We start from the raw sequence: 15,962 nt of genomic DNA, 5'->3' as shown, positions 1-15,962 counted from the left end.
TTGTCGCATGCGCCAATGCTTTTTAACCCTCTTATATTGGAATCATTATGGCAAGCTTAAAAGAGATACGTGCCAAAGTCACCAGTATTAAAAGCACCCAGAAAATCACTCGTGCAATGCAAATGGTAGCGGCAAGTAAAATGCGCCGTGCCCAAGAGCGCATGGAAGTGGGTCGCCCGTATGCTGATAGTATGCGCCGGGTTATTTCACATTTGGTGCATGCTTCATCAGACTACAAACATCCGTATATGGTATCGCGTCCAGTCAATAAGGTTGGCTATATCGTCATTACCTCTGACCGTGGCCTAGCGGGTGGTTTGAATATTAACCTATTCAAAGCCTTATCTAAAAGTATTCAAGAATATCAAGATCAGTCTGTACAAGCCGAGTTTGCAGTTATTGGTGCCAAAGGCGTCAGTTTCTTCAAAAACTTTGGTGGTAAAGTCACATCAGCTGTGACTGATTATGGCGACAAACCGACATTCGAGCAGTTGAATGCCCCTGTTCAAGCCATGCTTGAAGATTATAGTAACGGTAATATTGACCGTATCTATGTGGTATACAACCGATTTGTCAATGCCATGACTCAGAAGCCAACAGTCACTCAGTTGGTTCCTCTGCCAGAGGGATCGTTTGATGATGAAGACAGTGGCATACAGACAGAACTTAGCTGGGATTATATCTACGAGCCTGATATCAAAACATTGATTGATGAGTTGCTTGGTCGTTATATCGAGTCGATTGTTTATCAAGCGGTAATGGAAAACATTGCCTCTGAGCAGTCTTCACGTATGGTTGCGATGAAAGCCGCTACAGATAATGCCGGTGACCTTATTAACGATTTACAGTTGGTTTATAACAAGCTGCGTCAAGCGGCGATTACTCGAGAAATCTCGGAAATCGTTGGCGGTGCTGCTGCTGTTTCATAATTGACTACACCTATATATAGAAGTTCAAGGAGAACGCAATGAGTAGCGGTCGTATTGTACAGATTATTGGCGCGGTTCTTGACGTTGAGTTCAACCGTAACGAAGTTCCTCAGATTTATGATGCTTTGCAAGTAGATGGTACTGAAACCACCCTAGAAGTACAGCAACAGCTAGGTGACGGTATTGTACGTACTATTGCCATGGGTTCAACTGAAGGCCTAAAGCGTAACCTACCTGTTACGAACACTGGTGCACCAATTGCTGTGCCGGTTGGTATCGGCACACTAGGTCGCATCATGGATGTTCTTGGTCGTCCTATCGATGAAGAAGGTCCTGTAGAAGCTGACGAAAAATGGTCTATCCACCGTGAAGCGCCAAGCTACGCGGATCAGTCGAACAGCACTGAGCTGTTAGAAACTGGTATCAAAGTTATTGATCTACTTTGCCCGTTTGCAAAAGGTGGTAAAGTTGGTCTGTTTGGTGGTGCTGGTGTTGGTAAAACCGTTAACATGATGGAACTGATTAATAACATCGCTCTAAAACATGAAGGTTTGTCAGTATTTGCTGGTGTTGGTGAGCGTACTCGTGAAGGTAACGATTTCTATCACGAAATGCAAGAAGCTGGCGTTGTAAACACTGAAGACTTTAGCAAATCTAAAGTTGCGATGGTATACGGTCAGATGAATGAGCCACCGGGTAACCGTTTGCGTGTTGCACTATCTGGTTTGACCATGGCTGAATACTTCCGTGATACTAAAGATCCTGCTACTGGCAAAGGTCGTGACGTATTGCTGTTTGTTGATAACATCTATCGCTATACACTAGCTGGTACTGAAGTATCAGCATTGCTTGGTCGTATGCCATCAGCGGTTGGTTATCAGCCAACACTTGCTGAAGAGATGGGTATGCTACAAGAGCGTATTACTTCAACTCAGTCAGGTTCTATCACTTCAGTTCAAGCTGTTTATGTACCTGCGGATGATTTAACGGATCCATCACCAGCAACAACGTTTGCTCACTTGGATGCAACTGTTGTATTAAGCCGTGATATTGCCTCACAAGGTATCTATCCTGCGGTTGATCCACTAGATTCAACCTCACGTCAGCTAGATCCACTAGTTATCGGTGAAGAGCATTATAACGTTGCTCGTGGCGTGCAAGAAATTTTGCAGCGCTATCGTGAGTTGAAAGACATCATCGCTATCTTGGGTATGGATGAGTTATCAGAAGAAGATAAACTGGTTGTTTATCGTTCGCGTAAGATTCAGCGCTTCTTATCACAGCCATTCCACGTAGCTGAAGTCTTTACTGGTGCACCTGGTAAATACGTACCACTACGCGATACCATTGCTAGCTTTAAAGCAATCATCGCTGGCGAATACGATGACCTACCAGAACAAGCGTTCTATATGGCTGGTGGCATCGATGAAGTTGTTGCTAAAGCAGAAAAAATGAAATCTACTGCAGCGTAAGTTGTATTAGCATTTGCTAAAGGGCAAATAGTCTATAACAAGGCTGTTTGCCACTAAGTAACGCATCGCAGTTTTGATTGTGTTTTGATCGTGAGGAGTTAAGTATGGCAACGTTACAATGTCGCGTCGTAAGTGCTCGTGAAGAGTTATATTCAGGCGAAATTAGCATGTTAATAGCGACGGGTACCGAAGGCGAGATTGGTGTATTGCCAGGTCACACACCGCTTATTACTTTGTTAAAACCGGGTGCGATGCGAGTGCAAACGCCAGACGGTGAAGAAGAAGTGATTTATGTCTCAGGTGGCGTGCTAGAAGTACAGCCTAAGATGGTTACCGTATTGGCTGATACAGCAATGCGTGCACACAACTTGGACGAAAGCAAAATCGTCGAAGCGCGTAGAAAAGCGGAGCAGATGCTGGTTAACCAGTCTGATACTTTGCAAACCAATGCAGCTTTGGCCTCACTTGCTGAGTCAGTAGCACAACTGCAAACTATCCGTAAGTACAAAAACCGCGTATAGTTTGTTATCAGTAGCCTTTGCTATAAGTCATCAAAAAAACAGCCCACTATGGGCTGTTTTTTTTTGCCTATGCTTTGCTTTATTTTAATAGATGCTATAAGAAGATACAGTTGATTCAGTTTAAAAGACAGTCAAGTCAACCGAGTGCAGATGTATATGTAATATTTCAAGCGAGGTTAACGCTATAGCTCTTTTATAAAGGATTGACGATAGTCAGAAGTAATCGGTGAATAACATATAACACCAGCAATTTTTTAAGGGTTTGTCATCTACTATCTATGAGTCAACCAGTGCGATAGTATTTATCAAAAGTCACTGGTAACCATAATAATATATGGTTATATTAGACATGACGTACTACCTATATTAGACAGTTATGCAAGTATGATAACGGCACATTAATTATTTCTTTGAGCGATTTATAGGTATTTGTATATTAAGTCGTGAAAAGAAAAAATTCAGCTGGTTATCATGACGTTAAATGATATGATTTTTGGACGTAAACTAAAGTTTTAATCGAGGTAGTTTATAGGTTTTGTTACTGGTTATCAGCTATAGTATAGGAAGCTAACGGTTTAATAGTATACTATGCTACCAAGTTTGTAACAGCTATACGAACATCAATTGTGCCACTTTATGGTGCTATTAATTTTACCGCTCTTACTTTTACTGCTTTTAAATTAGATGTATTAGAGGATATAACAATGACAACGAATGAAGAAGACAACACCCCCCGAATCTTGATTGTTGAAGATGATGAGCGCCTGGCTATGTTGACCCAAGATTACTTGGTCAAAAATGGTCTAGAAGTGGCAATTGAAACTGATGGTAATCGCGCTATTCGCCGCATCGTCAATGAACAACCAGATTTGGTTGTGCTTGATGTGATGCTTCCTGGTAGTGATGGTTTGACAGTTTGCCGTGAGGTTCGTCCGCACTATCAGAATCCTATCCTGATGTTGACTGCTCGTACTGAAGATATGGATCAGGTGTTGGGTCTTGAGATGGGTGCTGATGACTATGTCGCCAAACCTGCTCAGCCTCGCGTACTACTTGCTCGTATCCGCGCTCTATTGCGTCGCTCAGAGAATGCACCATCAGAAGATGTGCCACAGCGTTTAGAGTTTGGTGAGTTGGTGATTGATAACGGTGGTCGTTCAGTGAATTTGGGTGATGAACTGGTTGATTTCACCAGTGCTGAATACGATTTGCTATGGCTGCTTGCTTCGAATGCAGGTCGTATCCTCTCTCGTGAAGATATTTTTGAGCGTCTACGCGGTATTGAATATGATGGTCAAGATCGCTCGATTGACGTACGTATTTCGCGTATTCGTCCAAAAATCGGTGATGATCCAGAAAATCCAAAACGTATCAAAACCGTACGTAGTAAAGGCTATCTATTTGTGAAGGAAGGCAACTAAAACGGCCTTGTCTGTATAATGAGTGATTACTAATCGCTATTTAAGAAAAACCAGCATTATTGCTGGTTTTTTTGTGGGTATATTTTAATTTTTAAACTTAATTAAGGCGTTATGTGGTTTAATTAACTCATTATTATGGCCTGATTATACATATTGTGATCTGTCTGAATCATCAAATGATGATGGCATGACAAATAAAACGTATGAATCAGGGTTTGTCTTTATTCAACAATGCTCGATATCAGTGATAGCGCATCACCCATATGCCCATGATATCAGTCGTTATTATTTATTAAGTTGGTCACGGCACGTATGTCATTAGTCTCTTCTTTAAAACACAGTATCTTTGTCCGTATTTACGCCGGACTGCTTATCGTCTGTTTGTGTGTGGCACTATTTGCTCAACTGTTGATGGATACGATCAATAAAGAGCGGGTACAGTCTTACCGAGAAAACATGGCAATGGGAGCGTTTCATTTGGTGAGCGAAGGTATCTCTCATCAAGAAAGTGAAGAGCAAAAAGCGTATTGGTTATCTGATGCCAGTAGTTTGTTTGGGGCGACTTTTAAAGTCGTGCCTATCGATGACGTAGAGTTTAATGCCAGTGAGTTGCGACGATTTAAAAACGACAATACGGTTGTGCGTTATACCAGCCAGCCGGTATATGCTGATGTTTATTACCGCTTGCCAGACAAAAAAAATGTATTAACAGCTAGGATATCGCAAGTTACGGAGCAGCAAGTGCGAGCGATTGCCGTATTTTTGCTAGATGATTTGTCTTATCATATGACATTGTCCGATAAGCGAGCACGTTTGTCTGAGCTTGAAAAGAAATTCTCTTTTCCTTTAGAGTTCAAAGCGGTCAATACATTGGATTTGGATTCAGATCAGTTATCACGCCTGCGCCGCGACGAAGTGGTTATCTCATTGCAAGATACCAACAGTAGTACGAGTAACTCGGCCATCAGAATTGTCGTGCCATCAGAGATCAATGATATGGCGATTTTGATTGGTCCTGTGCCCTTGTTCAATTGGTTTCCACTGAACTTAATTGTTAGTATGATTTTGATCAGTATGTTTTTGATCAGCCTAGGCGTATATGCACTGATTTTCCCGCTAGAGCGTAAGCTTCAGCTGATTCAGGTCGGTGTCAGTGAGGTGAGTAAAGGCAATCTTGATATTCAAGTACAGGTCATCGGACAAGACGAGATCGCGCGGTTGTCTGCGACTTTTAATGCAATGACGTCACATATTAAGCGTTTGATTGAGTCACAGCGAGAGCTGACGCGTGCTGTGTCACATGAGCTTCGTACACCCGTCGCCCGTATTCGGTTTGCCGTCGATATGCTTGCTGATACAGATGACGAAGACTCACGTTTTATGCAACGTGACTACATCGATGAAGATATTGAGTCGCTTAATGGGTTGATCGACGAGATGTTGACTTATGCCAAGCTCGAAGAAGGCTCACCAAAATTAGATCTGGAGCCAGTCAATCTTAAAGAGTTATTGGAGCAAATCGAGCGTGAGACCAATGCGCTTGGCAAGCCCATTAAAATTGTGGCCAATTTACCCAATGCAAAAGTAACGGCAGTTGCTGACCGTCGCTATTTACATCGAGTGATCCAAAATCTTGCGGGTAATGCATTACGCTATGCTGAAACGACGATTATTATTAGTGCTGGTATCAAAAAAGGCAATGCCTTTGTCAGCGTTGAAGATGATGGTCATGGTATCCCTGAAGCTGATCGCGAAAAAGTCTTTATACCATTTTCGCGCTTAGATGACAGCCGTACACGTGCCTCAGGTGGCTACGGTTTGGGACTGTCCATTGTATCGCGTATTGCTTTTTGGTTTAATGGTAGTATGAAAGTAGATGAAAGCCGAACACTTGGCGGTGCCAGATTCGTGATGACATGGCCAATTAAGCCGTTGACTCAGATTCTTGCTGCGGATGAATTGACGCAAGAAAAAAGCGAGCGTGATTTCGATACCAAATAACAGGTTGTATCGGTCGCGCTCACTAATTTTAGATGGATTTGAAGGATAGGAGAATAAAGGATGCCATACTTATTTGGCAGTTTGGTACTGTTAAATGCGGTTACGCTAGGATATTATCTATTTCTGCAGCAGCCTTCAGCGACCCAAACAGTGAAAACAGCCCAGCAAGAAATCACTCAGCCATTGGTGTTTACCAATAGTGCTGAGTATCTCCCGCCTATTATCGGTACTAGAGACTAGAGACTAGTGTATTGTTAAATGATATAGACACTGAGTTGTCTGCCACAATATCTATGAATTATCGACTTATTAATCGCTTTATTAACTACCTGATCATTCATGTTTGTCAGGTGCTACATGGCCTATGGCTATAGAGCTTGTCCCGGTTGTCTCATCTGTGTCCGCCGCCGCCGTTTCATCACCAGCTACTTTAGACAATAGAGGGATACGGACGCATACTTGTAGTCCGCCCTCAGGGTGGTTAACGGCTTCAACCGTACCATGATGTAACCGTGCAATACGGTCGACAATCGCTAGACCCAGTCCGCTACCTTGAGTGGTACGTGCGGTCTCTCCTCGCTCAAACGGTTGCATGATACGCTCCAATTGATCTTCTGCCACACCGTCACCGCAATCGCGGACACAGATTACCAGCTGTTCTTGAGCCTCGCTATTTGCAGCACACTCACTGACTACGTCACTATCTTCCTCTTCAACTGCTTCTGGAAACGTTGGTATGACGGTTGCAGATAGATAGATGGGTGGTTTGCCATAGCGATTGGCGTTATTTATTAGGTTAATGACCAGACGCTTGATAGACAATGGGCGTACTGGTACAACTTTGCGACATTCTGACTCGTACACAAACTGCATCGGTGCAAACTGCACTATGATTTCATTAAAGATGGTATCCAAATTGGTTAGGCTGACTGGTTCATCTGAGCCATCTTTCATAAATGAGATGAACTGCTCTAAAATTGCATCCATGTCTTCAACATCATAAATCAGCCCTTCACGGAAAAAATCATCTGGCAGCATCTCAGCAGTCAAGCGCATACGAGTTAGCGGTGTCCGCAAATCATGCGAAATACCGGCGAGCATGATAGTGCGCTCTTTTTGTGCTTGATTGAGCGTCGTAAATAACCGATTAAAAGCCATGTTAACTTGACGTATTTCAGTCGGGCCTTTTTGGGTAGGTAATGTTGTGGCATGACCCAAACGAATATAGTTGGTCGCTGCGCGCTGCAAATATCGCAATGGACGGTTTAACTGTCGTGCCAGTAAGACAATAGTCAGTAGCGATAAGATGGGCAGACCAATCAGGAACAATATCAACAATGTGGGGCTGTATTGTGAGTAGTAAACCACAGGCTCTCGAATCCAAAAACTTTTATCGCGGCTGTCTTGAACCCACAACTGCGGTGTCGGTTTGAATTTGAAATACACTTCTACAGGTCGACCGAGCTGTGCGGTAATCTGGGTCTGTAATACATCGGTGAAGACACTCACAAAGGCTTTGTCCGCGACTTCAGGAAACTCACTTGGGTTATTAACCACCACCACATGAGAATGTTGATAAATCCATTGACGCACATCAGGACGTCCTTCCCAGTCTTTATTGACGCTATTGATCAGTTGTAGCTCACTGGTCAAATAACGTGCATGGTTCTTAAGCTCCGGCAAATAGAGACTGCGCCAAAAAAATAGAATCGACAAACTCACACTGATAAAGACGATAAAAACGACCATCAATGTGGTGAGCCACGTATTGGAGTAGGAGCGCGGTAGCCAGTTTTTACGACGTGGTTTCGGGTTTAAAGTGGTCATATGAATCCATCAAGTTAGGAGTGCTGTTGTTTCATGCAGGTTAATGCGCCAGCAGTCGTACCAAAGTTAAGTAGATGGCGAGGATAGAATGCGAGAGTGGCACATTATAGAATAGCATAATCTAAAGTGAGTCCTCTTTTTGAAAATGGTGACAAAAGTAAGATAAATCGTAGTAGGGCAAGCAAAGCAAGACGGAGAATATTGAGATATTAGCAACTGCATCGACACAGCTTGGCAAAAATCCAACCATATCTTGGCAATTCTATGTGATGATGAGTCGCTCTATAAGTGGAATAATGAACGATTATTAATAATGTTGTTTTACATAGCCCGACATTTAAGCTATTGTTAATAAATAATTAAATATGCACAGTTTATGTTTTCAACAAATAAAGACTGTGATATAATTATGCCCTTTTTGGTATACCTGCGAAAGAGAGAATTCACATGGTTGTTATTCGTTTAGCACGGGGCGGTGCCAAGAAACGCCCATTTTATCAAGTAGTTGTTGCTGATCAACGCCGCGCGCGTGACGGTCGCTATATTGAAAACATCGGCTTTTTTAACCCACTCGCTAAAGAGTCTGAAGAAGCAGTACGTTTGAACATGGAAGCGTACAATGCGTGGATCGCTAAAGGTGCACAACCTTCAGATCGCGTTGCTTCATTAGCAAAAGCTTACAACAAGTCTGTAGCTCAAACTGAAGCAACTGCTTAAGTTTAGGTTATTACTGAGACGTTTATAGTCTGACTATGACCTTGCTCAGTAGACTTTAGAATACATAGCGTAACTGGTCTGACCAGGGTGCGCCATTAACTGTTTATCGCTTTTGACACAATTGTTTTTGCAATTGCTGTTTTAATCATTGTTAGGTTAGCTGCTATGTCATCTGTTCCAAACGCTAGTGCCCTTATGAAAATTGGTCAGCTCAAAAAGCCTTACGGCATCAAAGGTTGGCTTTGGGTATTCAGTGAGACGGATGACCGCACAGCGATATTCGATATGAAGCCGTGGTGGATGAAAACTGCCACTGGTATGAAACCTTTGACTGTAAAGGCATGGCGTGAGCAAGGAACAGGAATTGTGGCTCAGTTTGAGCAGGTTCCTGATCGTAATGTTGCTGAGACTATGAACGGTGTTACCGTTTGGGTCGAACAAAACATTCTGCCTGAAACAGCTGAAGACGAATATTATTGGTCGGATTTGGTCAGTCTGCGCGTGATGAACGAGCAGGGTGAATATCTAGGTAATATCACTGAAATGTTTGAGACTGGTGCCCACGCTATCATGCGTGTAGCGGCAAATTCAGACAGTTTAGATAATGAAGAGCGCCTGATTCCATGGCACAAGCAAACTGTTGTAGAGGTCAATATGGCCGAAAAAACAGTGCTGGTTACATGGCAAAGTGATTACTAATATAATATCTGGCTTTTTAGCCAAGTGTTATTGGTAGTCATACCGATTGTTTTAGCCACAATGCAAGTAGACATCAGATGTATTTTGCCGTAATTAGTATTTTCCCTGAAATGTTTGCCACCATCTGTGAGTTTGGAATCACGGGGCGGGCAGTCACTCAGGAGCAAGTTACGATTGAGTGCATTAATCCACGTGATTACACCACTGATAACTATCGCCGTATTGATGAGCGCCCCTATGGTGGCGGTCCTGGCATGGTGATGATGGCTGAGCCATTATCGAAAGCCATCGAGGATGCGCGCCTGCGGGCCAGTCAGCACGGCTGCCGTGTCGACAGCGAGCACTGTCCGGTGATTTATATGTCACCACAAGGACAGACGCTTAATGAGAGTGGCGTGGTCGATATGACCCATTACGATGGCATAATTTTATTGTGCGGTCGTTATGAAGGTATCGATGAGCGCTTACTGTCACAGTATGTCGATAGGGAAGTGTCGCTGGGTGATTATGTGTTGACTGGTGGCGAACTACCAGCAATGGTGCTGATGGATAGTGTGATACGTCGTCTGCCTGATATCATGGGTGATGACAAGTCAGCGGAGCAAGACTCGTTTGTCGATGGCTTGCTTGACTGCCCACACTATACTAAGCCACATGAGTTTGCGGGTATGGTGGTTCCTGAAGTCTTACTCTCAGGTCACCATGCCAATATCGCCAAGTGGCGTTTTAGTCAGCAAGTCAGTCGTACGCAAACGCGTCGTCCAGACTTGTGGCAAGCGTTCACACCGACGGTAGAGCAGGCGAAGTGGTTAAAGGCACTGGCAAAAGCAGAGAAAAAATAAATTATTAAATTTGATTTTTGATCAACAAGTTTGATAGACAGTTAAAAACAGAATTTTGAGCAATAATAAAACGAGTCATCACATAGTGGCCGTTGGTTATAACCCATTTACGTTGTGTCTCACTATAAAGAGATACGATTAATTATTACAAACAGGTGATATGCGTTAAGCCTCTATTATCTAATGTGAGGAGATAACTCTCATGAGCAACAAGCACCCATTGGTTCAGGTCATCGAAAACGCTCAATTGCTTGAGCGTCCAAGCTTTGCACCCGGCGATACCGTTGTAGTTCAAGTAAAAGTACGTGAAGGTGAGCGTGAGCGTTTACAGGCTTTTGAAGGCGTTGTAATTGCTAAGCGTAACCGCGGTCTAAACTCAGCGTTTACCGTACGTAAAATTTCAAGTGGCGTTGGTGTTGAGCGTGCATTCCAGTTGCATTCTCCAATCATCGATAGTATTGAAGTGAAACGTCGTGGTGCTGTTCGCCGTGCGAAACTATACTACTTACGTGAGCGTTCTGGTAAATCAGCACGTATCCGCGAAAAACTTGCTCCGCGTGCAGCTGCTCCAAAGAAAACTGACGCTGGCGTACCTAATGCAGTTGACACTGCACCTGGTATCTAAGTACAAGTTTGCCGTCTTGAATCAATCGTATCATTTTAGGGTTGATTCAAGATAAGGTAATAGTAGATACAAGCCCTTATTCATAGGTTTATCATATAAATAAGCGGGCCATACCAAAAAAGACAAAACCCCAATCTATGCGAATGCTGGATTGGGGTTTTTGTATGTAGGACCCTATATGGTTGTTGGGTATGTGTCACTACTGATTTGATATCAGCAGATACTAGAGGCTATTAATTATCCTGCGTTTCGACTCGGCTTACTTGTTCTTTAGACTTACTGTATTTTCGCAGCCTAATATATAGTGTCTTAGTGACGGTAGCGATGAGTTTTTGTTGATCATCAACGATATCGACTTTATATTCGCGAAATACGGCTTCACCGTCTTTTGCTAACTCCTGAATGGTAATCACTTCAGCGCTAGGTATCTTCATTCGCGCTATGACTTTACTGTTGCCAGGCGCCACAAAATCAATGTGTGAGCTTTTGTCCCATACCACATAATTGCTTCCCAATTGATGCATCAACATGAGCATGTAAAAAGGGTCGACCATCGAATACAGACTCCCTCCAAATTGAGTACCAACGATATTTTTGTTGAGTGCGTTAAGTCCCATGCTCACCACGCACAAACCTTGATCGAGACTGATGTAGTCGATCTTGATGCCAGCACCAATATATGGTGCGTAAGTATTTAGCCGCAGTTTTAATAAGTACGGTGTCAATAATGGTATCAGGCTCTGTTTGGCCCGACGCTTCAAGGTCTCAAGGTTGATAGGGAGTACGCTCATAAACTTATCCTGTTGCTTTTTCTTTATTTTCTAATGGTATCGATAGTACAGTCTTTGACTAGAAACTGTTGAAGTTAATGAATAAAAAACATTTATCATAGTTAAAAACCACTCAGCTCGCTAGCTTTAAAGCGTAACTGAAATAACACTTTAATGATGATTGGAAAGTAGGATTCGCTATTTATTACAACTATCTTCATTATTCAGCCATGTGATAGAAAATGCCCAGATATCAATGACTATTAAAAAAATGGTCATTTACGCTAATTCAAAGTTGATATTAGAGCTGTTTCTTCCTCATGGTTTTCTATTAAGTTCAAAGTCGTGCCAAATAGAAACTTTAATTTATACATTATAACGATACTCACAGTATCTTTAAATGGTTTTAGATTCGCATTTCACTACCTCATGACATACAATAGTTCGCAGTTTGTGACGGCCGTCTTGGTTTTTACAGAATAGAAAAGATCAAATCAAAATTTGATCCATCAAAGACTTAACAAACACAAGGAAATGTGATGAGTAATATTCAGACCCCTTCTTCTGGGTCTACGCCGCCGCCATCCAACCTATCTGATCATGAACAAGAATTACAAGGTAGCTATGCAGATTTGCATAAGCCCAGCGCGAGCTTTTCTAGCCGTGATGATTATCTCAATCATGAATTACAAATCATGCAGCCCAAACGCTGGCGCCCCAATTTACCGTTTCGTGATTATCGTTTTGAATACGAAGACACCATTCCAGCGATGGCCGCAACCATTGGTAAAGTTGTCATGGTGGGCGCCATTGCTGCAACATTTGCAGGGCCGCTTGGTTTGGGCGATGCGTTTGTTTTAGAAAACGTGCGTTATGAGCTACTGATCGTCTCCTTCTTTATTATTTTATTCTCAGGCTTTCTACTGCCCACTGCCAACCTTGCCGGTACTCACGGCCCACTAATCCCTTTGATTCCTATCGTGGTCGCTGCTGGCGGGCATCCGATGGCCTTTGGTTTGCTTATAGGTGCTTTTGGTCTAATCCTCGCCATTAGTAAAGGGGGGAGTCTGCTAGCAAATCTGACCAGTAAAGGCGTGTGCGGTGGCCTCTTGATTTACTTAGGGTTTATCGGTACCACCTCACAAGTCAAAAACCTTTTTGCTTGGGCAGAAGGGATTGGCATGTCGCACATTGCTTTCTTTATCATTCTCGCCACTATCCTGCTATATGCATTACTTGAGCACTGGCAAAAACGCTGGCTTGCTGTGCCGCTAAGCTGTTTGTTAGGTGGCGGACTTGCATTTGCATTGGGCGCTCCTTTTGAGTTTAAAACGGCACCAGGTTTACCAAACATGAATCCAATGTATTGGTGGGGCGAAAATACCGGTTGGATGCTAGGATTACCAACGGTTGAGAGCTTCATAGTGGTACTGCCGTTTGCTATTTTGGCCGTTGCTATGTGGTCACCAGATTTCTTGGGTCATCAGGTATTCCAAAAAATCAGCTATCCTAAGCGTACTGAAAAAGTGCTTATGGATATCGATGACACCATGACTAGCGCATCGTTTCGTCAGGTCGTCGGCTCTGTATTGGGCGGTGCTAACTTTGCGTCATCATGGGGCACCTATATTGTGCCTGCGGCGATTGCCAAACGTCCGATTCCTGCCGGTGCCTTATTGACGGCTCTATTCTGTATCATCGCAGGGGTTTGGGGCTATCCAATGGATTTGGCCATCTGGCAGCCAGTGATGTGTGTGGCCTTGATCGTTGGTGTGTTTATTCCACTGCTTGAAGCTGGCATGGAGATGACGCGCGAAGGTAAAACCACGCAGTCTGCTGCGATTGTGGTGTTTGCCTCTGCATTAGTGAATCCTGCCTTTGGTTGGTCACTCACGTTGTTGCTCGATAACTTGGGCTTGATTGGCTCGAAAGAACGCAGCGCCAATTTGACTAAAATGAGCCGCTGGATCATACCGGGTATTATGTTTGTGGTATTGACAGGCGTGATGGCTATCGTTGGTATGCTACCAGGCATCCCAGCATTAATGGTTAACTTCCGCCATTAGTAGTATGTTGCTGAATAAACGATCATAGAACGAACTAAGTCAGCGAAAGCTGGCTTTTTTATGGGTGATACTATGATAATAATTGGCTTGTAAAACAATGACTCCCGCCCCATAACTAGCAGTATTATAAGACTTTTAAGAGCAATGAATTCTATGGTTAATGTCTCAGAATCGAGCCCTATCGATGATAAAAAAGCCCGTCTTAAGCATTTAATTCAGCGCCTACCAAATTTGCCAGGCGTGTATAAAATGCTAGGAAAAAACGGTGATATATTATACGTTGGCAAAGCTAAATCACTTAAAAGCCGCGTAAACAGCTACTTCGCAAAGACGATCGATCATCCAAAGACACGAGCGTTAGTGGCGCGTATCCATGATATCGAAACCATTATCACGCGTAGTGAGACTGAAGCCCTGCTGCTTGAGCAAAACCTGATTAAAGAATATCGTCCTCCTTATAACGTGCTGCTACGGGATGATAAATCTTATCTCTATGTGTTTATCTCAGCCGACAAGCCTTATCCGAGACTGGCGTACGGTCGCGGCAAAGGCAATCATCAAAAAGGTCGATTCTTTGGACCGTTTCCCTCTGCGCATGCGGCAAAAGAGACACTGGTGCTGATGCAAAAAATGTTTCAAATGCGCCAATGTACCAATACTTTCTTCAATCAACGTAAGCGCCCATGTCTTGAGTATCAAATCAAACGCTGCCGTGCACCCTGTGTGGGCTTGGTGTCAGCAGAAGAATATGCAGAGGACGTCAACAATACCATTCGTTTTTTAAAGGGTGACTCTAGTGATATTCATACCACGCTGATTGAAAAAATGGAAGCATCAGCTGAAGAGTTAGATTTTGAGAAAGCAGTATTTTATCGCGATCAGCTTTCTATGCTGCGTGAAGTGCAGGCCAAGCAAGCTGTCTATACCGTACAAGGTGAGGCTGATGTGATTGCCATTGCCAGTCAGGCAGGCATGACGTGTGTCAACGTACTGACTGTCCGTGGCGGGCGCGTATTGGGTGGTAAGAACTATTTCCCTGATGTCGATAGCAGCGAATCGCTCGCGGATAATTTATCTGCTTTTATTACTTCTTTCTATTTTCAGGTGACGGATGATTTGCCCGCAGAAATCATGCTAACTCATGAGCTACCGGATCAGGTGGCGGTGAGCGAAGCATTGGCGACGCATTTTGGTAGCAAAGTCGTTATCAAAACTAATGTACGTGAACATCGTGCAGAGTGGCTGGATTTGGCAAAACTAAACACCAATAACGCGCTAAAAACCAAGCTCGGCGATTATTTAGAATTGCATGCGCGCTTTGGTGCATTAAAAGATGTATTGGCGGATGTTACTGATCGAACCATTGATCGGATTGAGTGTTTTGATATCTCACATACCATGGGTGAAGCGACCATTGGTAGCTGTGTGGTATTCGACCAAGGTGGCTCGCGTCGCCGTGATTATCGTCAGTATGCCATCCATGACATTGTAGGCGGTGATGACTATGCGGCGATGAAGCAAGTGCTAACACGGCGTTATAAAAAGCAGCCGTTGCCAGATTTGTTGCTTATTGATGGTGGTAAAGGTCAGCTTGGTATTGCCAAAGAAGTATTAACTGAGTTGGGTATTCTTGGTGATACTTTGCTCATCAGTGTGGCAAAAGGGGAAGGGCGCAAGGCTGGGCTTGAAGTATTGCACTTTATTGACCACGAGCCGCTAGATCTGCCAATGGATAGTAAAGCGCTGCATTTATTGATGCATATTCGTGATGAGGCACATCGTTTTGCGATCACGGCGCATCGTAAAAAGCGTGATAAGCGACGTTCATCTTCAGTATTAGAAGTGATACCCGGACTGGGTGAAAAGCGTCGTCGCGACCTGCTCAATCACTTTGGTGGTATGCAGCAGCTACTAGGCGCTTCGCAGCAGGAGCTGGCAGGCGTGCAAGGAATCGGACCAGTACTCGCAAAAACTGTTTATAAGGTTTTGCATGAGTAGTTTTTGAAATATTAGCTTCCATCAGTCTTTATACAGCTAGTTATCTATAGATAATGCTGTACATTGGCTCAATA

14 protein-coding genes are annotated in these 15,962 nt (G+C 43.5%); 12 read left to right on the top strand and 2 right to left on the bottom strand.

The annotated features are described in order from the left end of the window. Positions 1-47: 47 nt before the first annotated feature. The 6 genes from atpG (at position 48) to IP485_RS10420 (ending at position 6,584) form a co-directional block, all read left to right on the top strand. Positions 48-929, top strand: coding sequence for a F0F1 ATP synthase subunit gamma (gene atpG / locus IP485_RS10445; RefSeq protein WP_194365015.1), 882 nt, complete (start codon positions 48-50; stop codon positions 927-929). A gap of 38 nt (positions 930-967) precedes the next feature. Continuing rightward, a complete protein-coding gene (atpD, locus tag IP485_RS10440) occupies positions 968-2,401 on the top strand; it encodes a F0F1 ATP synthase subunit beta (RefSeq protein WP_194365014.1) in 1,434 nt (477 codons plus the stop codon). Between the two features lie 104 nt (positions 2,402-2,505). Further along, entirely contained in the window at positions 2,506-2,922 is a 417-nt protein-coding gene (locus IP485_RS10435) for a F0F1 ATP synthase subunit epsilon (RefSeq protein WP_194365013.1), read from the top strand. Between the two features lie 704 nt (positions 2,923-3,626). Next, positions 3,627-4,343 (top strand): response regulator, encoded by a 717-nt coding sequence (locus tag IP485_RS10430; protein ID WP_021812806.1) that lies wholly within the window; start codon positions 3,627-3,629, stop codon positions 4,341-4,343. Positions 4,344-4,655: 312 nt separating this feature from the next. Further along, positions 4,656-6,344: an ATP-binding protein gene (locus tag IP485_RS10425; RefSeq protein ID WP_198327175.1), complete on the top strand. Its 1,689-nt coding sequence runs from the start codon at positions 4,656-4,658 to the stop codon at positions 6,342-6,344. Positions 6,345-6,404: 60 nt separating this feature from the next. After that, positions 6,405-6,584 (top strand): hypothetical protein, encoded by a 180-nt coding sequence (locus tag IP485_RS10420; RefSeq protein WP_198327174.1) that lies wholly within the window; start codon positions 6,405-6,407, stop codon positions 6,582-6,584. A gap of 93 nt (positions 6,585-6,677) precedes the next feature. On the opposite strand, the gene IP485_RS10415 is transcribed toward IP485_RS10420, so the two are convergent. Further along, positions 6,678-8,171: an ATP-binding protein gene (locus IP485_RS10415; protein WP_198327173.1), complete on the bottom strand. Its 1,494-nt coding sequence runs from the start codon at positions 8,169-8,171 to the stop codon at positions 6,678-6,680. Between the two features lie 447 nt (positions 8,172-8,618). Here IP485_RS10415 and rpsP point away from each other — a divergent pair, with 447 nt between their 5' ends. From rpsP to rplS, 4 genes are all read left to right on the top strand, one after another. After that, positions 8,619-8,888, top strand: a complete 270-nt coding sequence (gene rpsP, locus IP485_RS10410; protein WP_010197931.1) for a 30S ribosomal protein S16 — start codon at positions 8,619-8,621, stop codon at positions 8,886-8,888. Positions 8,889-9,053: 165 nt separating this feature from the next. After that, entirely contained in the window at positions 9,054-9,587 is a 534-nt protein-coding gene (gene rimM / locus IP485_RS10405) for a ribosome maturation factor RimM (RefSeq protein ID WP_198327172.1), read from the top strand. Between the two features lie 77 nt (positions 9,588-9,664). Beyond that, a complete protein-coding gene (gene trmD / locus IP485_RS10400; RefSeq protein ID WP_198327171.1) occupies positions 9,665-10,429 on the top strand; it encodes a tRNA (guanosine(37)-N1)-methyltransferase TrmD in 765 nt (254 codons plus the stop codon). Positions 10,430-10,631: 202 nt separating this feature from the next. After that, positions 10,632-11,054, top strand: coding sequence for a 50S ribosomal protein L19 (gene rplS / locus IP485_RS10395; protein ID WP_197177547.1), 423 nt, complete (start codon positions 10,632-10,634; stop codon positions 11,052-11,054). Positions 11,055-11,287: 233 nt separating this feature from the next. On the opposite strand, the gene IP485_RS10390 is transcribed toward rplS, so the two are convergent. Then, a complete protein-coding gene (locus IP485_RS10390; RefSeq protein WP_198327170.1) occupies positions 11,288-11,845 on the bottom strand; it encodes a DUF4442 domain-containing protein in 558 nt (185 codons plus the stop codon). 518 nt (positions 11,846-12,363) lie between these two features. Here IP485_RS10390 and IP485_RS10385 point away from each other — a divergent pair. Then, a complete protein-coding gene (locus tag IP485_RS10385; protein ID WP_198327169.1) occupies positions 12,364-13,890 on the top strand; it encodes a DUF3360 family protein in 1,527 nt (508 codons plus the stop codon). Positions 13,891-14,043: 153 nt separating this feature from the next. Continuing rightward, entirely contained in the window at positions 14,044-15,888 is a 1,845-nt protein-coding gene (uvrC, locus tag IP485_RS10380; RefSeq protein ID WP_198327239.1) for an excinuclease ABC subunit UvrC, read from the top strand. The last annotated feature ends 74 nt before the right edge of the window (positions 15,889-15,962 follow it).

Source organism: Psychrobacter sp. NG27 (assembly GCF_016106655.1).
GTDB lineage: Bacteria > Pseudomonadota > Gammaproteobacteria > Pseudomonadales > Moraxellaceae > Psychrobacter.
This window is presented reverse-complemented; position numbering and strand designations above follow the sequence as displayed.